This is a genomic window from Edaphobacter sp. FHG110511_03 (genome assembly GCF_059115365.1).
The window spans coordinates 21,819-42,147 of sequence record NZ_JBZYWL010000005.1 but is presented as its reverse complement, the minus strand read 5'-3'; the positions used below and the strand labels follow the sequence as shown (position 1 = coordinate 42,147).

Annotated in this window: 18 protein-coding genes; 11 read left to right on the top strand and 7 right to left on the bottom strand. The window is 54.3% G+C overall.

The window, feature by feature from the left end; all coding sequences use genetic code 11:
- The first annotated feature begins 98 nt into the window (after positions 1–98).
- The 5 genes from AC5S26_RS19945 (at position 99) to AC5S26_RS19925 (ending at position 6,049) form a co-directional block, all read left to right on the top strand.
- The gene (locus tag AC5S26_RS19945; RefSeq protein WP_494186696.1) at positions 99–3,458 is read left to right on the top strand and encodes a TonB-dependent receptor; all 3,360 of its coding nucleotides are present in this window, start codon (positions 99–101) and stop codon (positions 3,456–3,458) included.
- Positions 3,459–4,042: 584 nt separating this feature from the next.
- The gene (locus tag AC5S26_RS19940) at positions 4,043–4,273 is read left to right on the top strand and encodes a hypothetical protein (RefSeq protein ID WP_494186695.1); all 231 of its coding nucleotides are present in this window, start codon (positions 4,043–4,045) and stop codon (positions 4,271–4,273) included.
- Positions 4,274–4,562: 289 nt separating this feature from the next.
- Positions 4,563–4,727, top strand: coding sequence for an outer membrane beta-barrel protein (locus AC5S26_RS19935; RefSeq protein WP_494186694.1), 165 nt, complete (start codon positions 4,563–4,565; stop codon positions 4,725–4,727).
- Positions 4,705–5,103: a hypothetical protein gene (locus AC5S26_RS19930; RefSeq protein WP_494186693.1), complete on the top strand. Its 399-nt coding sequence runs from the start codon at positions 4,705–4,707 to the stop codon at positions 5,101–5,103. The genes AC5S26_RS19935 and AC5S26_RS19930 overlap by 23 nt, the downstream gene beginning before the upstream one ends.
- A gap of 517 nt (positions 5,104–5,620) precedes the next feature.
- Positions 5,621–6,049: a hypothetical protein gene (locus AC5S26_RS19925; RefSeq protein WP_494186692.1), complete on the top strand. Its 429-nt coding sequence runs from the start codon at positions 5,621–5,623 to the stop codon at positions 6,047–6,049.
- 130 nt (positions 6,050–6,179) lie between these two features.
- Here the strand turns inward: AC5S26_RS19925 and AC5S26_RS19920 are convergent, their stop codons facing one another.
- The gene (locus tag AC5S26_RS19920; protein WP_494186691.1) at positions 6,180–6,383 is read right to left on the bottom strand and encodes a hypothetical protein; all 204 of its coding nucleotides are present in this window, start codon (positions 6,381–6,383) and stop codon (positions 6,180–6,182) included.
- Positions 6,384–6,397: 14 nt separating this feature from the next.
- On the opposite strand from AC5S26_RS19920, the gene AC5S26_RS19915 reads away from it, so the two are divergent.
- From AC5S26_RS19915 to AC5S26_RS19905, 3 genes are all read left to right on the top strand, one after another.
- On the top strand, positions 6,398–7,036 hold the full coding sequence (locus tag AC5S26_RS19915) for an amino acid permease (protein ID WP_494186690.1): 639 nt from the start codon (positions 6,398–6,400) through the stop codon (positions 7,034–7,036).
- Positions 7,037–7,065: 29 nt separating this feature from the next.
- Positions 7,066–7,479: a hypothetical protein gene (locus AC5S26_RS19910; RefSeq protein ID WP_494187162.1), complete on the top strand. Its 414-nt coding sequence runs from the start codon at positions 7,066–7,068 to the stop codon at positions 7,477–7,479.
- Between the two features lie 300 nt (positions 7,480–7,779).
- Complete coding sequence (locus tag AC5S26_RS19905; protein ID WP_494186689.1) at positions 7,780–8,121, top strand: hypothetical protein; 342 nt, start codon at positions 7,780–7,782, stop codon at positions 8,119–8,121.
- Positions 8,122–8,917: 796 nt separating this feature from the next.
- On the opposite strand, the gene AC5S26_RS19900 is transcribed toward AC5S26_RS19905, so the two are convergent.
- Both AC5S26_RS19900 and AC5S26_RS19895 read right to left on the bottom strand, forming a co-directional pair.
- Positions 8,918–10,108, bottom strand: a complete 1,191-nt coding sequence (locus AC5S26_RS19900; RefSeq protein ID WP_494186688.1) for an aspartyl protease family protein — start codon at positions 10,106–10,108, stop codon at positions 8,918–8,920.
- 181 nt (positions 10,109–10,289) lie between these two features.
- Entirely contained in the window at positions 10,290–10,484 is a 195-nt protein-coding gene (locus AC5S26_RS19895) for a hypothetical protein (protein WP_494186687.1), read from the bottom strand.
- A 678-nt stretch (positions 10,485–11,162) separates the two neighbouring features.
- Between AC5S26_RS19895 and AC5S26_RS19890 the strand changes: the two genes are divergently transcribed.
- On the top strand, positions 11,163–13,859 hold the full coding sequence (locus AC5S26_RS19890) for a UPF0182 family membrane protein (RefSeq protein ID WP_494186686.1): 2,697 nt from the start codon (positions 11,163–11,165) through the stop codon (positions 13,857–13,859).
- 720 nt (positions 13,860–14,579) lie between these two features.
- On the opposite strand, the gene mgtE is transcribed toward AC5S26_RS19890, so the two are convergent.
- The 4 genes from mgtE to AC5S26_RS19870 all read right to left on the bottom strand — a co-directional run bounded on the left by mgtE (position 14,580) and on the right by AC5S26_RS19870 (position 17,614).
- On the bottom strand, positions 14,580–15,635 hold the full coding sequence (gene mgtE, locus AC5S26_RS19885; protein WP_494186685.1) for a magnesium transporter: 1,056 nt from the start codon (positions 15,633–15,635) through the stop codon (positions 14,580–14,582).
- A 160-nt stretch (positions 15,636–15,795) separates the two neighbouring features.
- Positions 15,796–16,644, bottom strand: coding sequence for a histidine kinase (locus AC5S26_RS19880; protein WP_494186684.1), 849 nt, complete (start codon positions 16,642–16,644; stop codon positions 15,796–15,798).
- Complete coding sequence (locus AC5S26_RS19875) at positions 16,645–17,325, bottom strand: LysR substrate-binding domain-containing protein (RefSeq protein ID WP_494186683.1); 681 nt, start codon at positions 17,323–17,325, stop codon at positions 16,645–16,647.
- Positions 17,326–17,344: 19 nt separating this feature from the next.
- Positions 17,345–17,614, bottom strand: a complete 270-nt coding sequence (locus tag AC5S26_RS19870; RefSeq protein WP_494186682.1) for a helix-turn-helix domain-containing protein — start codon at positions 17,612–17,614, stop codon at positions 17,345–17,347.
- Positions 17,615–18,125: 511 nt separating this feature from the next.
- Here AC5S26_RS19870 and AC5S26_RS19865 point away from each other — a divergent pair.
- Positions 18,126–18,680, top strand: coding sequence for a carboxymuconolactone decarboxylase family protein (locus AC5S26_RS19865; RefSeq protein ID WP_494186681.1), 555 nt, complete (start codon positions 18,126–18,128; stop codon positions 18,678–18,680).
- A gap of 359 nt (positions 18,681–19,039) precedes the next feature.
- A complete protein-coding gene (locus tag AC5S26_RS19860; RefSeq protein WP_494186680.1) occupies positions 19,040–20,041 on the top strand; it encodes a hypothetical protein in 1,002 nt (333 codons plus the stop codon).
- Positions 20,042–20,329 lie beyond the last annotated feature (288 nt).

Genomic DNA, 20,329 nt, shown 5'->3' with positions numbered 1-20,329 from the left:
CTCAATCTGCTTCGCTTGCCGTTACAGAACTAGGAATAAATAGAAAACAGTGCGATGCAAGAATTAACGGCACCCTTCAGAAGAATTCCAGACGCGCTTTGATAACACAAAAGTGCACGGGGAACAGGCTCTATCTACTAGCTGTTCTATGTCTCGCGTTCGTGTGCGAAGGTAGCGCTGCTCGCGCTCAATCGACCTTCGGAAGCATCCTCGGGACGGTCGAGGACCCTTCGGGCGCGGTGATTTCCGGCGCTCATGTGCATGTGACGAACCTGAATGACAACTCATCGCGCGATACGACCACGAACGATAGTGGCGAGTACTTGGTGTTGAACCTCAACCCAGGCATCTATGCGGTGACGGCCTCTGCGTCGAACTTTGTGGACAAGACGCTGACCGGAATGGCGCTCGCCGCGCGGCAGCAGCTCCGCGCCGACCTAAAGTTGGCGATCGGCGGATCGCAGGAGGCGGTTTCGGTGGAGGCAGCTGATGCATCGACCGTGAACACGGAGAACGGGACAATCGGCGACACTAAAATATTCGAACAGGTGGTCGAGCTCCCAATGAACTACCGGGGCGGCAACGACAGCCCGCTGACGGCGCTTGCGGCGGTGCCGGGCGTGCAGCAGGACTTGAACGGCAATCTGTCGATCGGCGGTGGAACATCCGCGCAGATCCAATACTCGGTCGACGGCACCTCGACGGTGAATATTCGCCAGAACGGCGCGCTGAACAACATGAACCCTTCATCGGAGCTGATCAGTGAAATGAAGGTAACGCAGTTCAACAACAACGCCGAGTTCTCTCAGATGGCCGACGTGACCATTATCACTAAGAGCGGAGCGAATAATTTTCACGGCAGCGTCTTCGAGTACATGCAGAACAGCGCGTTGGACGCAAAGACATGGGGGTTCGACAGCAAGGCGCACAAGGCCTACAACACCTTCGGCGGAAGCCTCAGCGGGCCGCTGCGTCTTTCGCACGTTAAGCCGGGCGAAGATAAGACGTTCTTCTTCACCGACTATGAAGGCAACCGGCGGCGCTTTACTACTCCTCTCGTGCTGAGCGTGCCTACAGCGGCGATGCGCTCAGGCAACCTGACCAATCTTCCCGGGTCGGCGGCAGTCAATCCCTCAACGGGCCAGCCATTTGCCAACAACCAAATTCCAGCAGGCCAACTGAGCGTGGTTTCACAGTCTCTGCTTAATAAATACGTTCCGCTTCCGAACGTCGACACCGGCACGGACCTAACGGGCAACTATCGCTCGCAGGCGCCTTCTCCGGCCAACATCAATGGCTACGATGTGCGCATCGACCGCACCATCAGCGACAAGCAGCAGATATACGGCCGCTGGAGCTGGAAGGACGTCGATACGACGGCGACCAACAACTTGTTGCCGACCGAGGTGCATCGCGAGACGAACCGCAACCTGATCTTCTCGCACAACTACACAATTCGCCCAACGCTGCTGAACGAGGCGCGCTTCGGGTTGACATTTTACACTGCTAAGGTCGACTTCCCCATCAGCGGTGCGAGCGCGGTGCAGACACTCGGGCTGCAGGGGTTGAACCTGAGCGATGTACCGAACGTGAATGCATTTCCAACCTTTGATTTCAGCGATGGGACAAACTTCACTCCTATCGGCCGCGACAAGACGGGAACGACGCGCTCGCAGACGCTCCAGTTCACCGACAACCTGTCGTGGGTAAAGGGCAACCACACGGTGAAGTTTGGCGTGGACGTTCGCCGCGTGCGCTATACCGATCTGGAGAGTTTCGGCGGATCGAACGACTTCGGCGCCTTCACCTTCAACGCTGCCACCTTCAGCGGCAACGCCTTCTCCGATCTTCTGCTGGGGCTGCCTTCGAAGAGTTATGTTGCGCGCTCCGGGCCTGACACCAAGCTCCACGCTTGGCAGACCGGCATTTACGTGCAGGACGAGTGGCACATGACGCGCTATATCACGCTGAGCGCCGGACTACGCTGGCAGGCGCTGCCTCCATTCATCAGTGAGAACAACAACCTCGGAGCCTTCGATCCCACCAACGGCGGCTTTATCCTGACGAACAACGGCGTTGCACGGCAGGAGATGCTGAATACGATCAACGCCTGCCCGGGCGTGAACCAAAACCTGCCCTGCGCTTCGATCGAGAAGGCTGGCAAGGTCGGCGTAGGCGATGGTCTGCGCATCTTCTATAAGAAAAACTTCCAACCGCGCCTGGGCGTTGCTTATCGTCCCTTTGGCGACAACAAGACGGTGCTGCGTGCGGGCTTCGGCATCTTCACCATGACCAGCCTCGGTCAGCTCTCCTTCAACACGACCAACATCAACGTGGGCGTGGTGCAGACAACCGCGAACCTGCTTGCGAACGGCCACGCAGCGTTTCAGTTCCCCAACGTAGCGGCTCCGCTTACGCCAGCGCAGGTAGCGGGCACCGGTGACTTCTACCAGAACGTCAACCTGAACTTCCGCGACCCGCAGGCGGCACAGTGGAACATGACCGTGGAGCGCCAGCTCACCAACGATCTGAGCCTGCGCGTCAGCTACGTCGGCATGAACTCCTACCGCATGGGCCAGACTGTCGACCTCAACCAGCAGCATGCCAGCGTTACGCCCAACGACTACAACCAGCGGCCGTATCCCAACTGGGGGCGCCTCCTTTCCAGCGAGAACCAGGGAAACGCCAATTACCAGGCCCTGCAGACCGAGTTCAACCAGAGGCTGCGCCACGGCCTGCTCTTCCAGGTAAACCACACCTGGGCGAAGAATCTGAGCAACGCCGCCGGCGACGCACCCTCAGTCTTCGCACCCGAGGTCAACTACGGGACGCCTGTGGCTGATCGGTTCAATCTCCGCGCCAATCGCGGCAACGTCGTCGGCACGCGGCGCCAACGCTTCCTGGTCTCGGCGATCTACCAGTTGCCCTTCGGCAACAATCGCCAGTACTTGAGCAACATGAATCGCCTTGAAGATGCAGTCTTGGGCGGCTGGGAGATCAGCACCGTCTCGTTGTGGCAGACTGGGCCGTACCTTACGCCGACCACCAGCCCAAGCAACGACAGCGCGAACCTCAACCTGGTCTTCCGTGGCGCTGCGCTGCGGCCGGACTGCAGTGGCAATCCCGTACCCGTCAACCGTACGCTCAACAACTACTTCGACGTCAACGCCTACAACGCCACCCCCGCGCCGGGCCGCATCGGCAACTGCGCCGTCGGCAGCCTGGTCGGGCCGGGCACTACCGCGGTAGCAGGAGGTCTGGCAAAGACCTTCCCGCTGCGGGAGTCGCTGAGGCTGCGGTTTGAGGCGACGTTTACCAACCTGCCCAACCACCCGAACTTTGCCTCACCAGCGACGAATGTCTCGGCGCCGGCATCGTTCGGGCAGATCACCTCGGTGCAGACAGCCGACAACGCGGGCAACCGCACAGGACAGCTCGCCCTGCGGCTGGACTTCTAACCTGAGCTGAAAGTTGATGGCCCCGGGATCGTGTTTGCGATCGTCGGGGCCATTGCACATGCACTGCTCCGCATTTCCGCTCTTGGAATGTGCGTCACAATCGCGGTTTTCATGCGATTCGGGACAATCTCGATCTCTATTGAGAGAGGGTCGGAGTTCCGTTCCGGCACCTATCGGCTGTTCCCTGTCTTTTCAGGTTCCCGGGCATGACAAACCACGTGGTGGGCGATTGATATGACGAGAAATTCTTTTTTGAAGCCGATTTTATGGTACGGGAACAACTAGGAACAACGGTTGATTCAGTATTTTGTGAGTGCTTACAAGGGGAAGAGCAAAATACGTCCTCGGAGAATTACAGAAACTCCGTTTTGTGCTGAAACACTGGTGTTCGGATGCGCTGTTCCAGAACGTACTTGAATAGGGTCTCGTATGGAGTGGGACCGTCGGAGGATCTGGGGAAAGATTCGCGATCGGTGGATTTGTCGGTATTTGTGTCATAGCAATGTGTTGCGCCACGGCGCAGCAGGTTCCGACCGCGCCAGCAGCTAGTACCTCGGCGGCGGCGAATAGCACAAGGGAACTTCTTGGGGCGGTGGATAGAGTTTTATCGTAAGGATTGGAAGGGTACTGCGGCGGTCGGGCCGGCAGCGGTGCGGCGGGGGTTGCGTTCGCCGTTGAGTACACCGCCGTTTCCCAATTCCGACTGGTCGTATGGCGGATCGCCGACGATTGGAGAGGCGGATGGAAACGTGTATCCTCTGCAGACCGCGATCAATGGAGCGACGGGACGAACCAAAGGTCTATGGGTGGATTGAACCGACCGCGAACTTGACGACATCGCGCGACAGGAACTATCTATTCGAATCGCATACAGCTAGGGCAGGCAGTGGTGTATGTCGAGCGGCTGCCGGATTCGGTGCAACGGGACCATATCGACTGGGGATTCCATCTGACCGGATTTTTTGGGACGGACTATCGGTCGACGACAAACAAAGGTTACTTCAGCAGCCAGCTGCTAGGTCAAGATAGGCAGTATGGGTTCGACCCAGTGCTGGAGTACGCGGACGTGTACTTTCCGCATGTGGCAAAGGGTATGAATCTGCGGTGGGACGATTCATCTCTATCCCTGGAATTGAAGCGCAGTTGACGCCAAACAATTACATCTTCAGCCACTCGCTACTGTATGCCGTGGACCCGTTTACTGACACAGGCCTGCTCGCGACGACCAGCACAACGATAAGTGTTCGTGCAGGTCGGGGTCTCGGGTAGCCATGATGTGGCGTTATGGACCGAGGATGCCAAGCTTTCATTCATCGGATGCGTAAGTTATACGACCGAGAGCGTGAACGATAATTTGTACCTATGCGCGAACGGAATCAATGACGGTAGGTACGCATTCAATAATCTGCCGATGTATGACGACACCTGGTATCACAAGTTCGGAAGCAGCTGGCATATGGCGACGGAGATGTATGCGATGTACCAGATGGATGTGCCAAGTGTGAACGGATCGATCGCGTCAGAGAAAGGAATAAACGGCGCGAATTGCAGCGTGCCCCGGCAGACATGTCTGACACCTGAGTGGGCGATGGTGAAACTACATCAACAAGCAGCTTTCTCCGCACGATTTTGTTTCGTTTCGTAGTGACTTTCTGAACGACAAGAAGGGCCAACGGACGGGTATGCGACAAAGTATAGCGAGGACACTCTGATGCTCAGCCACTGGTTGGGTCTACTGTACAGATAAGACCAGAGATACAGTTCGATCATGCCTGGAACCGGAGGGCCTATGACAAGGGACGCGAACGAATCAGTTTACATTTTGCAACGGATATGATCTTTCACTTCTGAGGTATGCGCCATTCCTGCACGACAATCTTGATCAACATGTGAAAGCTGGATCTGGGGTGTGCGCACCACAGACGCTGCGCACCAGGGTTTCGCAACTGCGACTATCCAAACTTGGCGCCGCAGTTCTCACAAACCGGGTTTCCGGTAAGCCGGCGATGCGCTGGACGGGGATGTCGTAGACATCGCCATAGTTGAGTGTGCCTTTTACGAATCTTCTATGCGGAAGTAGATACAATTCGATTCGGCGGAGTTGCAGGAGATGAGATCTCAGGAAGTCGCCTTTATGGAACGAGGTAGTAGCAAGTACGGCTATGTCTTTTACCGATGTACTCTTTGGACGACCTTTAGCGACCAGTGAAGAACGTGCCGAGCATATCGGCGTAACTGCCGGAGTACCGATCTTCGGACTGGATGCGTTGAGCAGCGCGGCGTACGGGCCTGAGCTGGCGATGACGCTTCTGATCCCGATGGGAATTGAAGGGCTGAACCACATCCTGCCGGTGATCTCAGCCATTCTGATTCTGCTGGTGATTCTCTACTTCAGCTATCGGCAGACCATCGAGGCGTATCCGCACGGCGGCGGCAGCTACACCGTGGCGACGGAGAACCTGGGTGAGGGCGCGGGCCTGCTGGCGGCAGCGGCGCTGATGATCGACTACATCCTGACGGCCGCGGTGGGTATCTCGGCCGGTGTGACGGCGCTTACCTCGGCGGTGCCGAGCCTGCATCCCTTACGCTGACGATATGCCTGGTGATCCTCGCTGTGATCAACCTGCGTGGAGTGAAGGACACGGGCGCGGCGTTTATCATTCCGACGTTTCTTTTTGTGGCAACGCTGCTGGTGGTGATAGGCGTGGGTGCGTACAGGGCTTACACGGGCGGAGGACATCCGGTTCCGATGGTGCCGGTGCCACCTCCCGCTGTGACGACGGTGAAGTACCTGGGACTATGGCTGTTGCTGAAGACGTTTGCCAGCGGCTGCGCGGCGATGACGGGAGTCGAAGCGGTTTCGAACGGTGTGATGGCCTTCAAAGAGCCGCGGGCAAAGAACGCGCAGCGCACGCTGACGATCATCGTGGCAACGCTGATTGTTCTGCTATTGGGAACCGCGTGGCTGGCGAAGGCCTACGGGGATTACGGCGATGGACCCGGAGGCTCACAACTTCCAGAGCGTGCTGAGCATTCTGACGTCGGCCGTCTTCGGGCGTGGTTGGTTTTATTACACGACGATGGGAAGCGTGTTGCTGGCGACGGCGTTGAGCGCGAATACGGCATTTGCGGACTTTCCGCGGCTGGCGCGGGCGATTTCCATACACGATTATCTGCCGCACGTCTTCACGCTGCGCGGGAGAAGGCTGCTGTACTCGTATGGGGTGTATGCGCTGACAGCCTTTACAGCGATCATCCTGATTCCGTTTGGTGGTGTTACCGATCGCTTGATCCCGCTGTACGCGATCGGCGCTTTTCTTGCGTTTACGCTGTCGCAGGCAGGCATGGTCGTTCACTGGATGAAGATGGAGAAGCATCCGGGCCGGTTGTGGCATATGTTCGTGAACGGTTTTGGAGCGGTGGCGACGGGGATCACGCTGATCGTGGTGCTGGTGGCGAAGTTTATGGCCGGTGCATGGCTGACGGCGCTCCTGATACCAGTGCTGATCGGCTTAATGATGATGGTGAAGCGTCACTATACGCGGGTGAATCGGGCAGTGAAGGACATGACCCGCTGAATCTGACAAATATGGAGCAGCCGTTGGTAGTGATTCCGATGGCACGGTGGGATCGGGTCGCGGAGAAGGGGCTGCGGTTTGGGCTGCTTCTGTCGAAGGAGTTGAAGGTCGTGCACGTTCACTCAGACGATGAACCTGCGCGGCTGGAAGAAGAGTGGAATGACAAGATCATGGCTCCAATCAGAGCCGAAGGGTTACATGAACCGGAGCTTGTAGCGATCTCCTCCAACTATCGCTTCATCATCAACCCGCTGATGGACTACATCCTGGAGCTTGAGCGGAACAACCCAGGCAGGAAGGTGGCGGTATTGCTGCCAGAGCTGGTGGTGAGGCATTGGTGGGAGAATGCTCTGCACAATCAGCGCGTGCAGTTGTTGAAGCTGCTGCTGCTGCTCAAGGGCAATCGTCGAATCGTCGTGGTGAACATTCCGTGGTATCTGTGATCTGCCTGGAACGGCGGCTCGGACAGCACCTTTTTACGGAAGGAAGAGATATGAACTTTGCTGAGCAGACAGATTTCAGGCGGGAACTTCATAGGAGGATCCTGCAAGCCGTAAAGGAATATGAGGAACAGACGGACTGGAAGGTCAAGAGTATTAGTTATGAGCCGCGCATGCCTCATGTTGCCACTGAAGTCACGGAGGCGAGATAGACCGAGATCACTGGCGATGCGTCTCCTTGTTCCGGCGCACGCTCGGTAACGTAACGGATACAGGAGGTTCCTGGAACGAAAGCGGGCTTTGATGTTTACGCAGTTTAGTCAGATCATCTCTACACCGTTGGGAGCGCTTCTTGCTCTCGCTGTTGCCGCTTACCTTGAAGTTCAAGGAGATGCCTGCTTCCAAGCTGGCCTCTATCACTCGTCCGGCGCGAAGCAAATCGGCTGGTTCTTCTCAGGAGCGATCGTCCTCGTCTGCTACAGCTTGTTTTTAAACTTCTCCAAGATTGACTTCGGTAAGCTTCTGGGCATCTACGTCGTGCTCTTCTTCCTCGTTGCCCAGGTGGTGGCTAAGTTGCAGTTTCATCAATCGCCCAGCAAGCCGATTTACCTTGGCGGCCTGATCATGACACTTTGGAAGGGATAGCGGTCACCGACTGGTATCGATAGGTGGGCTTCTCGGTAGTCATACTGACAGACTCCAACCGTTCTTCCCTAAACCTGTGTAGCCTTCGATGCCGATGCGAGCAAAGTTTTGTCTCTCCCAACTGGCAACCAAACCCGCACTGTTGCGGGGAGTCAATGGAACATCTTGCTGTATGATGCCCGGTTGCTCTTGAGCCCGAGTCCAGGTATAAGAAGCAGTCGCCGAACCTCACGCTTTGCGAAAAACGGCCACCGCTTCGACGCCCAAATTGCGAGTTGGTGAAATGAGATTGGTTAGAGTGTACGCATTTTGTTCGTTCTACGTGTAGAGATGATGCACGTTTGAAGCGAAAAGGGGTGGCGGTTGCGGTCAGGAGACTCCAGCTTCTTGTGAGATCGAACGTGAGTCCGCGACCACGTTCCACCTGCAGCGGAAAGGGGATTTTGAGTCGACTCAAGCTTGCCGCTTCAGTCTCTTCAGTTAGTGCGCTCGATGCCGCGAAACCCTGGCTAAGAGCCAGTCGGCTTGGCCAACCATGGCCTCGCAAGAGGGCTGCAAATCGTGGACTGAAGAGTATCCCGTATTGGCTATGATAGTCGATTCGGGCACTAGCCGAGAACGAGAGCCAAGAGGTGGCCCGTAGATCGCTGCACGAGCTTTAGTATTAAGGAGCAGACGAGCTAAAACTTCTTGGACTGTAGAATTCTACCGGTCAAGCAATTTCTTAGTGATAGACCTGGAAATACATCGCATGATTGCTTGAATGCTGAATTTCGTCTATCCCTTGCCTCAGTCGTCATTGGCAAAGAAGTTTCTTTATTGCTAAACGAACGGTATGTCGGCTTCCGTGCGAACTGATATCGACTCGAATCTCACGACCCGGTTCTCCATGCAGTTGGCGCGACAGATCTTCCTGAGTCATCTCGGTTGTGCTTAATCCATTAACAGAAAGAATTTGATCGCCCACATTGAAATTTGCCTCCGACGCAGGAGTCGGACTCCAGACCGCCATAACAGTAAAGAATCCGCTAGGATCTTTCGCAAACTGAATGCCGATTGTGGAGAAACGATCTTGATCAGCCTTGTAGTTAGGATCAGGACTCAAATACAGAGATTTATTTGCCAAATCAAGTGAGACGACAAACCGTCTTAGGAAATCACTACCCAATAAGCCGTTAACCTGGAGATTGGCTAAGACCCCGGCCGACGTCGGCGGTACTAGTCTCATTGGCAGATTTTCATAGGAAGCAGATCCGATCCTCATTTGATGGATGCACACCAATTTAGATGTTGCTGACGTTCCCGAAGAACGAACACCATCAATGGTTAGTAGAGCTTCTTTGTTTTGATTTAGTTTTGACCATCCGCTACTCGATAGAACACTGAAGTTCGTTCCAGTATCAAGCAGAAAAGCAAGTGATACACCATCAGAATTCAAATGAACCAAGTATCGATTTCCAATCTTATATAGTTTGACGGGAAAACCGTGATGTATAGCGGTTATTGGGCCGAACATAACAGACCCTTCGGAAAAGTCGAGGGTGGCAGCAAAATCGCGAAGAATGTCATCTCCTAAGACCCCATCGATAGTTACTCCCAGCGCGTCTGAGCTTGCTGACAAATCATCCGTCATCATTTTTATACTGTTCGCGTGAGCGGATTGAATGTTGAGATCGGTAATGAGCACAACCTCCGTTTGAACCGCCAAATCAAGTGTCTGAATATTAGCGACTCCAACTGGGCGAAGACCGAGTTGCTGTGCGAATCTCCGATCGAGTAGAGAATACTCTGCACCTGTATCGATTACCAGGACGGCGGGGATTCCGTTTATTCGGGCCTCTACCAAAAGAGTACCGTCCACATTGCGTGATTGCGCGTCTGCGGACTGAATCAGAGCGGCACTCAGGATACCGAGGACTACGAAGAGCCATATTCCTCTGGAGCCTCGTGGCGCGGTTTCTGTCGAGCCTATGTGTATTCGGTTCATTAATATCTTGACCCCTTACCGGGTATAAAGCATTTATTAGACACATAACGACAAAAAGCCGGTGACAACTATCAGAGGCTTTTTCTTTAAAGTCACCACTTACAAATCCTTAACTTATGGGTTTTCAGTTTGACTAAGGCACAACTGAATTTGCGGAATAAGTTTGAGCGCCTCTTCGAAGTTAGAGGACGCCTTTAAGAAAGAAGAAGAGCACGACTGCAATCATGGCGGCCGTCAGCAACAGCAGTATTGAAGTGAGAGCAGACCATGCCGGATTCTCTTTGATAGGAAGATGTGCTTCAAATGGATCCGGTCGCTTGCGCATGAACATCAAAAAAAAGCGACTCCCACGACCCGGCTTAATTGTCTTGAGCATCCCCGCCCATCCTCCTATTCATTATCGGATATTAGGCATAAGGAATCCGTAAAGATGAGACGACACCTTTTCAACTTTCTTATGCGATATCCCATAGAGTTAGTTACGGCGTAGTCGCCTAGTCTATGAGCGGAGCTTTCATACGGACGTTGGACCTACTGTTGGTTGTTTGCGGGATTTGTTGCTGGAGGATTTACGGCAGTTTGGCCGTAGGAGCATGTAGGCCAAGGCTCAGCAGGTTCCGGACACGTGGGCGAATTGTATATCGCGACGGCGAACGGTACAGGAAACCTGTTTGGGCGGTGTGTATAGAGTTTTACTGTAACGATTGGAAGGGGACTGCGGCGGGTGAGTCGCCGGCGGCGAGACGGGGACTACCTTCGCCCGTTGAGTTCACCGCCGTTTCCCAATTCGGACTAGTTCTGCGGTAGGACGAATTAATTAACGTTTGCGACGGATATGGTCGTTCACTTCTGAGATCGGCGCCCTTGCTGGACGCGAGCTGGCGTTTGGAAGAAGCCTACAATCAGAATGTTTGTTCAATGACGATCGAGTACGGGGGGGAAGTTGCCGGATTTCATAGGTTCGCCGCAGCACCGGGGTTCAACGTGGGGACGGCGCGCAATCTTTTTCCTCGCTGTTTTAGCGTTAGGCGTCTTTGTCTGTGGGCGGATTGGATTGTCGTATTGGGTTGATCTCCTCTGGTTTCAGTCGCTCGGATACGGCCAGGTGTTCTGGACCTCGGCAGGCCTGCAGATCATGAGCTTCGTGTTCTTTGCAGTCACCACGTTCTTGGTTCTGTTTGGGGCGTTTTCGGCCATCCGACGTTCTCATGAGGCCGATCTGCCGAGGGCTCACGCGATTGTCATCGCCGGCGAGCCGATAAACCTTTCAGTCCTGCCAGTTCTGCGTATCATCTCCTTTGGCATCTCCGTCGCCATTGCGTGCCTGACCGGGTTGGCGATGATGGCGGACTGGCCGACACTAGCGCTGTTCTGGTATGCACCGCATGTAGCGGGCAGCGTTACTGATCCGATCTTTAGCAAGCCATTGAATTTCTTTCTGTTTACCTTGCCTGCGTGGCAGCTTGTCAATAACTGGCTCCTTACGATGGCGATTGCGATCTGTGCAGCCGCGATACTGTTCCTCATCATTTCGGGCGGTGCCCGCTCCCTGGGCAAGCGGCAAATCACCTATGCGCCGTCGCCGTGGCGTGGACTTTCGATTACGGTCTCATTCCTTCTCCTCGTTCTCGCGATGAAAGTGTACGTGGACCGGTTCCAGCTTTTGCTTGAACATCACACGATCTTTGATGGCATTACTTACACCGATGCACACATAGCAATCTATGGGCTTCTGGTCGTCTGCGCTGCCCTTATATTCGGCGCAGCGATTTCGGCCTACAACGCGGTTCGACGTTCACGTGGGCGACTGATTGTCGCTGCAATTCTTCCTGCCTTCGTTTGCTACGGCGCTATGAGTGTAGTTGGCTGGTACGTTGGCAACTTTATCGTCAAGCCCAACGAGCTCGTTCGGGAAGAACCTTTTATCGCCCACAATATTGAGATGACCCGGCAGGCATACGGGCTCAATCACTTCGGACAACGCCAATTTCCCGCAGAAACAACGGTTGAAGCAGCAGAGCCGGCGAACAACCAACCCACTCTCCAGAACATCCGGCTTTGGGACTGGCACGCCTTGCAGGATACGCTGCGTCAGGTGCAGGAGATCCGAACCTACTACGACTTTCCTGATATCGATATCGATCGCTACAAGATCGATGGCACGACGCGCCAAGTGATGCTTGCAGCGCGAGAATTGAACGTCGAAAAGCTCCCGGTGAGTAGTCGTAACTGGATCAACGAGAAGCTGATTTATACCCACGGCTACGGAGTAACGATGAACCCGGTCAATGGATTCACAGCGGAAGGATTGCCGACACTGTTGCTGAGCAATATGCCGGTCCAGAGCACGGTGCGCGGTCTCAATGTAGCGCGCCCGGAGATCTATTTCGGCGAACTGACCGATACCGACGTGTACGTCAAGACAAGGCAGCAGGAGTTCGATTATCCGCAAGGCCAGAACAACAATCTCACGTCTTATCAAGGTGCTGGCGGTATTGAGCTAGGCGGGTTCGTGCGACGCGTCGTCCTGGCCATCGACCGCGGCGATCTTGGGAAGTTGCCGTTCAGCGACGACGTCAATTCGCAGAGCCGGCTCCTGATGCGGCGCAACATCCGCGAACGCGTTGCGATGCTAGCTCCCTTCCTTACCTTCGATCAGGACTCCTATATGGTGGTGGGCGACGATGGCCGGCTGTCGTGGATTACGGACGCCTTCACCGTCTCTAACAACTATCCGTATTCGACACACTACAATCTCGGCGATAGCTCGGTGAACTACATGCGAAACAGCGTCAAGGTAGTTGTGGACGCTTATACCGGTGCTACGACGTTCTACGTCTTCGACTCTGAAGACCCTATCCTCGCTTCTTATCGCCGGATCTTCCCGAGCCTCTTCAAAGACGCTTCTGCGATGCCTGCGGACCTACGCGGGCATGTACGCTACCCCGAAGCACTCTTCAAAGTGCAATCGGAGGTCTATGGTCTCTACCATATGACGAATCCGGCGGTCTTCTTCAATCGAGAAGACCTCTGGACAGTTGCCACCGAGACCAGGACTGATAGTAACGGCCAGCAGACGGTTCAGATGATGCAGCCGAACTACGTGCTGATGAAACTGCCGAGAGGTACCGCAGAAGAGTTCGTAGAGATCCTGCCCTTCACGCCTGCAAACCGGAATAATCTGATTGGGTGGATTGCCGGCCGTTGCGACGGAGCGGAGTATGGGACAGCGGTGGTCTACGACTTCCCTAAGACAAAACTCATTGATGGTCCGCAACAAATAGAGGCCCGCATCGATCAGAATGCACAGCTCTCAGGACAATTGACTCTGTGGAATCAACAGGGTTCCCACGTTCTGCGCGGAAGCCTGCTGGTCATTCCGTCTGGACGAGCACTCTTGTACGCGGAGCCAATCTACCTTCAAGCTCAACAAAGCCCCATGCCGGAGTTGCGGCTGGTCGTGCTTGCGCTGCAGGACAAGCTTGCATACGGCACTACGTTCCAGGCAGCCCTGAGGGCCCTTTTTGGCGGAGAGGCTTCGTCGCTGAATGCGAACGACGCGCAGCAAACCGCACCTTCATCCCAGGGAACGACCCAACCCTCGACAGATATAGACGTACTGATTTCTGAGGCCGCTAAAGACTTCGCCGACTACCAGCGCCTGACTGCCGCCGGTCAGCTGGGAGAAGCTGGTCGGAAGCTGGAGGCGCTCAAAGGGGCACTGGAAAGACTCAACGCACGTAGGAAGTAAATCTGCTCTGACTCAGCAAGTCTGTGAATCGCAAGACCATGGCCAATTCCTTTCCCGCAGCATGATGTCGGATTCGCCAACTGCAGTGGATTAATATGGAAACCTCTTTTTTGTTGCGTTCAAGAGTTTACTAACAGTTAAAGTGGGGATTTGGCCCCAATTTAAACAACGAGGGAAAGACCGATTCACCCCCGGGGGAGGCCATTTCGAATCCGAGTCAAACGGAACCCAAAAGTAGCGCAACCGCCCTGGCAGACAATACTCAAACTCAGACTCCAGAAACCAGATTCCAATGGGCAGTCCGTCTGAAACAGACGGAACCGTCGGTTCAGGTCAACGAGCCTTGCTTGCTGGGCCTGGTCAAACTTTCCGAAAGGCCGCGCCTGTTTTCGTTTTGCGAGTTCGCCGATGTGGCTACACTAGGCCACTCCAAACCCTCTTGACCCGCATACGGCGCCCTTGGCTCGACAAGGGATATGTTTCTTTGCGGAGCGTATGTCGGACACTGGAAGGAATTGAAACGGTGAGCATAATCCGGGAGGAGGAGAAGTGGGTATCCAAAGACGATGTCAAGGCTCAAGTGCGATTCCTAACGAAGGCGTTCGGCATCGCTGCCTAGAACTTTTGTTCCATCCCACTCTAGATCTCTGCTCGCTCAAACTTTGCAACCGAACCCACTCCGCCAGGCTCGCTATAACTTCGAGCTTCTCCAGGACTTGCCTAGAGCCGGTTTCCTCGCAGAATGACGCTCGCAACCGAGAAATAAATGATTAGTCCGGTGACATCAACCAGCGTCGCGACGAAGGGAGCCGATGCACTCGCGGGATCGAGCCCGCAGCGGTGGAGCAAGAAAGGCAACATGGAACCGGCAGTAGTGCCGAACATCACCACTCCGACGAGGCTACAACCGATTGTGAGCGCCACCGCCTGATAGTGTGGCCCATAAGTCCTGCGCAATCCATGCCAAAGAAAGATCCTCGCGATTCCGATGATGCCGAGTATGGTTCCCAATACTAGACCGGCTGCCAACTCCCGCCGAACGACACGCCACCAATCTCGAAGTCGAATTTCACCTAGCGCCATGGCGCGTATGACGAGGGTTGTGGCTTGTGATCCCGAGTTTCCGCCGCTGCTGATAATCAGCGGGATGAATAGAGCGAGCACAACGGCTCGCTCTATTTCTGTGGAAAAGAAACCCATGGCGGTTACCGTTAGCATCTCGCCCACAAAAAGAACAGCGAGCCAACCTGCTCGCTTGCGAACCATTTGTCCAAATGACACTTTCAGATATGGACCGTCCAGCGCCTCCATGCCGCCAATTTTCAGGATGTCTTCGCCTGCCTTCTGTTGCACCAGTCCTGCAACGTCAGCGCTGCTGACAATACCGAGCATCCTCCCTTCCTGGTTGAGTACAGGTACCGCTAGCAGGCGGCGTTTTGCAAGCAACTGTGCAACGGTTTCCTGGTGAGCATCCTCTGAGACAAAAACATAGTCGGTGTGCATCACGTCACAAATTTTTCGGGACCTTTCACCCGAGAGGAGCTCACGGAATGAGAGCACGCCCATCAGGTGTTGCGATCCGTCAAGCGCGTAGGCGTAATAAATCATCTCCACCTGCCCTGCCTGTTGTCTGGTCTCACTGATTGCTTCGTCGACGGTCATCTCCGGTGAGAGACTGACATAGCCGGCGTGCATCAGTGCATCCGCTTCGTCTTCCGGATAAGGAGATGCGGGTCGGCCCTGGCGGCTCCGTTCGGCAACAACTGTCACTTCCATCTCACTTGCCTGCTGGAAGACTTGATCCGTGAAGTCCAACCCCGGAAACCACCGCCTCTGAGATGTTGCGTTGCGACTCAAGAAAAGCTGGGTGACGCCCTTCTTGCGCGCATAGTCCACCAGCGTTTGCGCACGGTCATTGCTTTGAATAACCTCAGTATCAATGTGCAGATTCTCGGCGAAGGGGAGGTGGCGGTCTGCAGTTGGGGCGGCCTTCCGCAGGCAAGGCGGCCGAATCCTCTTTCGAGTAGATGTACACGGCAATACAAATGGCATGCAGATGGTCAGCTACGCGTCTGGCTCGACGTAGCAACATGGCGGTCGATGGTTCAGCTGTGATGTTTACCAATATTGTTTCGGTCCGCGATTCAATCGCCTTCGCCTTTCCCGTCTGCCGCGCTTCCAGCGCCTGGGCTGTCTGGCGGATAGCCAATTCCCGCAAGGAGACCAAAATTGGTTCTTGAAAGTGCTCGGATTCGCTCTTGGCCCTGTCGATCGGATAAATAACACCGCGCTCCAACCGGGGAAGCAGGGCACGTGGGGTGACATCTACAATCACGACCTCCTCTGCCTGCTGGAAAAGCCAGTCGGGCACGGTCTCACGGACGCGCAATCCCGTAAGCTGCCAGATCTGATCGCTCAGGCTTGCCTGGTCCTGGATGTTCATGGTGGAGAGAACGTCGATGCCAGCCTGGAGCAATACTGGCACATCCTGCCAGCGCTTTTGCCGCGTCGAGCCGGGAGCGTTTGAATGCGCTAGTTCGTCCACTGCGCAGACTCGTGGTCTGCGCTGCAAAACCACATCAACGTCGAACCCTTCAGTGGTGCCGTCTCGATGTATGATCTGTTTCCGTGGAATAGTCTGCAGTCCCTCAAGAAGGTCGCGAATGTCATTGCGTCCACGTGGGTCCACAACTCCGATGACTAGATTTACTCCACGAGTCTTCCAGCATCCGGTACGTCTTCCCGGCGCCCGGGGCATAGCCGAGGTAGATTTTGAGACGGTCAACTAGGAGGTATTTATCCCGGCTATTCTTTTGGGTGCCATTTCCATTGCCCGAGAGAGCAAGAACGTCCGGAAGACACCCACGATCCCTGTTGGTTCTGGACCAGCAGGATATGCCATCGAAAAGCGTCTCGACAGCTTCAATCTGTGTACTCTTGCGATCTTTAGCGTTCCAAGAGAGAGATGATTTCGGACTGCCCACTTCGAAACGAAGGTGACTCCGAGACCGGCTTCCACTGCGCTCAGCAGACCTTCGGTTGAGTCAAGCTCCATGCCGATCATCAGATCTTTTCTCTTCACCCCGCTTCGCCAGAGCTTGCTCCGCCACTCTTCTTGAGCCGGAGCCAAATTCGCGCACGAGCAAAGGGTCGCTCTCCAGATCCTCTGACTTAATATCGTGATTGGCCCATCCATGAGTTGCGGTTCGATATGGAGGTCTTTCCGCTGTTCCGGACCTTCGATGAGCGCCAGCTGAATCGCTCGCGCGAGGAGGGCTTCGAGCATCTCGTTTGTACTCCCGCTGCGAGCCGTGACTCTGACCTTAGGATTTGTCCTCCGAAATCCAGCCACGAACGTTGGCAGGAGATATTGACAGATGGTCTGGGAGGCTCCCAGAGCGAGTTCGCCTGCATGTTGTCCAAATGCCTCGGCCACCGCGATCGAATAAGGGTACACCGTACTCATCCTCAAGCGCTTTGATTTGCTAGGTAACTGCGGGTTGGGTGAGCAACAGTTCCTCTACTGCCCGGCTGAAGTTCAGGTGCTGTGCCACGGCTCTAAATACTCGAATGCGGAAATTCTCAATCATAGCTTTATCCTTCTCCGGTTTCCCTTCAAATTCCGACCAGGTAGGGTCTCCTAGATGATCATTAAGCTCAAATGTCGAAATCTTATCTTCCGGTACCGGCTCTAGGCTGGCAATCGGATACAGTAACTTACGTGAAATGGTGCGAGCAATAAGCGAGGCGAGCATATTACATGGCAGAAGGGCCGTCGGAAGGTGCCATTGCCCATCACCTGTTCTGTGCCTCTGATGTCGGTTACTATTGCGTTGTTCATGCCGTACCCAATCTTCGGCTAACTCCCGTATCGCAATTCCCGTAACTGTCACGCAACGGAATTCCCAAATTCTTATGCCATATAAGCAGTGTCCCTGATATCGAGTCGAAAGTTCCTTGCTTATACGGCATCACTTTTTCTGTTTGGACATGGCTGCCTCTGAACAACGAAACTGAAGTTCGAAGAGGAGAAAGACCATGAACAACGCCATCAAATCCACACTGGCACTTGGCTTAGTCAGACCTCATAGCAGCAGCTTTAATATCGACAGCAGAGCTTGAGATCCATTCGAGGTCGAAGGAGTTAGTAATCATGGAGGAACCGTGATGTAGAGCAATGATATGCGATTTCGAATACCTGACTCAATCACGAAAGACCGTCCCGTGGTTTTTCCTCAACCGCTCTAATCACAAAGGAAAAGTTCCATGCCGCGCATCTCACCTGTTTCTGAATCGACCGATGCAGCTGTTACTGCAGTTCTTGAAGACATGAAAGTTCGGAGGGGTAAAGCACCGAATGCTATGGCTACTCTTGCGCAGTCCCCGGCTGCCTTCAACGGCTATCATGCTTTCAAAAAAGCTCTTATGAGGGGGCGCTTGACGATCCGTCAACGAGAGATCGTAGCTTTGGTAACTTCACAGGCAAACTCCTGCCAATATTGCCTCTCAGGTCACACCGAGGCCGCAGCGACTGTTGGCCTAAGTGCCACTGACATCCTAAATGCCCGGGCTGGAAGGGGCGCCAACGCACTGGATAACGCCATCGCAACTTTTGCCATGAGGGTGATTCAGCAAAAAGGCCTGGCGGGCGACGCCGATCTCGTCATTGCACGAGAGGCTGGGGTTGACGACAGCTTAATGGTCGAGATTATTGCGAATGTTGCCCTGAATACCATTACAAACTACAACAACCGTCTTGCTGACACAGAGATCGATTATCCTGTCGTGCAGCTTGAATTAGAAACGGTTGCGGCTCGATAGCTTAGTCAGAACTTTTAACACTCCATAAGTGGACGTGGCTGACCGTCGTAAATCAACTACGTCCGCCGATCCTAATTGCCGTGACCCAACGGTCGAACTCACACTAGATACATTTCATCACTTCGTCTCTGATGAAATGGTGAAGCACTAGACCGCGAAACAACTCGCGGCGCTGGTAACCAAAGTTTTCACAACGAAGATAGCACTATGGCTTCTACGTCGGTATCGTCGCCCAATGACTCAGTTTCATGCATCGCCGCTGTCCGCACGCATGATTAACAGGGACATTCAAATGTCGTCGTCCGATTTCATATCTACCACCGATCCGTTCGTTTGATAGATAGTATGTATGGAGATGTATGCGGGCCGCTCGCAAACAACGCACCACAGTTCTTACTGGCGAAATACTTGCTCTGATCTACATGGGAGCTATCGCTTTTTCAGCGAGAAAGACAGGCTTCTCCCTACTTTTATTCCCCGAGCTTGCGGCGTTGTCTCATGACGTGTTCACGCGACCTCGAGGAAAATGGGCAAGCCAGCCATGGCTGCTCGTTCTGACGCCAGCAATCACTGCGTTCTTTGGCCTATTTGTGGTTCGCCATACAAATTTCAACGCATTAGCGCTTACACTGATCGTGCTGGTCAGCCTTCTCGTTATCAAGCGTCTGAAATCTACGATCGCACCTGCAATCTCCGCGGGCGTGCTTCCCATGGTTCTGGGCGAGCGAAGTTGGATCTATCCCGTAGACATTCTCGCGGGTCTAAGCCTACTTGCATTGGTCTTATCAGTATGGAAACGATACATCCAGATCCCCAAGAAATACATTCTCTCAAGCGAAGAAGCAAGTGATTCGAAGGTAATTGATGATCTAGAGGCACCTCCTCGCGATCGCCTTTGGGGCGCGGGGTTACTGGTGTTCGTACTGGTTTTAGCGACGGTCTCCCGAGCCACTGGCCTTTTCTTTTTGATCTTTCCTCCACTCATCGTCGCGGCTTATGAAATTCTTGGACATCCGGAAGTCCCAGGTTGGATGGCGCACCCTATTTTGTTCCCGTTGGTAAGTTTTCTCACCGCCGCAGTCGGACTTGGGTTCTGTCATGCTTTCCATGCTGGATTCGTTGGTGTAATCGTGACGATGTTCTGTTCGATTGCGATCCTGAAGATATTCAAAGTTCATATGCCCCCGACGCTGACGGTGGGAATACTGCCGTTTGTGATGAAAGCTCCGAATTACCTGTATCCAATATCAGTACTGATGGGAACAATCGCACTCATGTTGTACTTCTTGGGCTACAGCAGGCTCCGGGAAAGCGCATGGTTGAAACGACTCCACTATGCGCCTGATCCGGACAACGGCTAAATTCCTCTAAAGAGAAACTCGCGTGCGGACACGCGACTTGCGGGAGTCAAAAACGGCGATCTGTGAGCTCTTCTAAATCGCCTCATAAGAGGGGAGGGAAGTGATGAGAGTGATTTGCACTGGCGGCGGGTGCGACGTGGAGGGGAAGTGATCCGCAATGAAGACTCGACCCTATTACTGAACATGCGACCTTGATTCTACTTTCACTGTCCGATGCGAATGATGGCGCATTGTTCCACGTACATGGCTGGATAGTTGAGGTTGCGGTAATTGAAGCGCGGCGCGTTA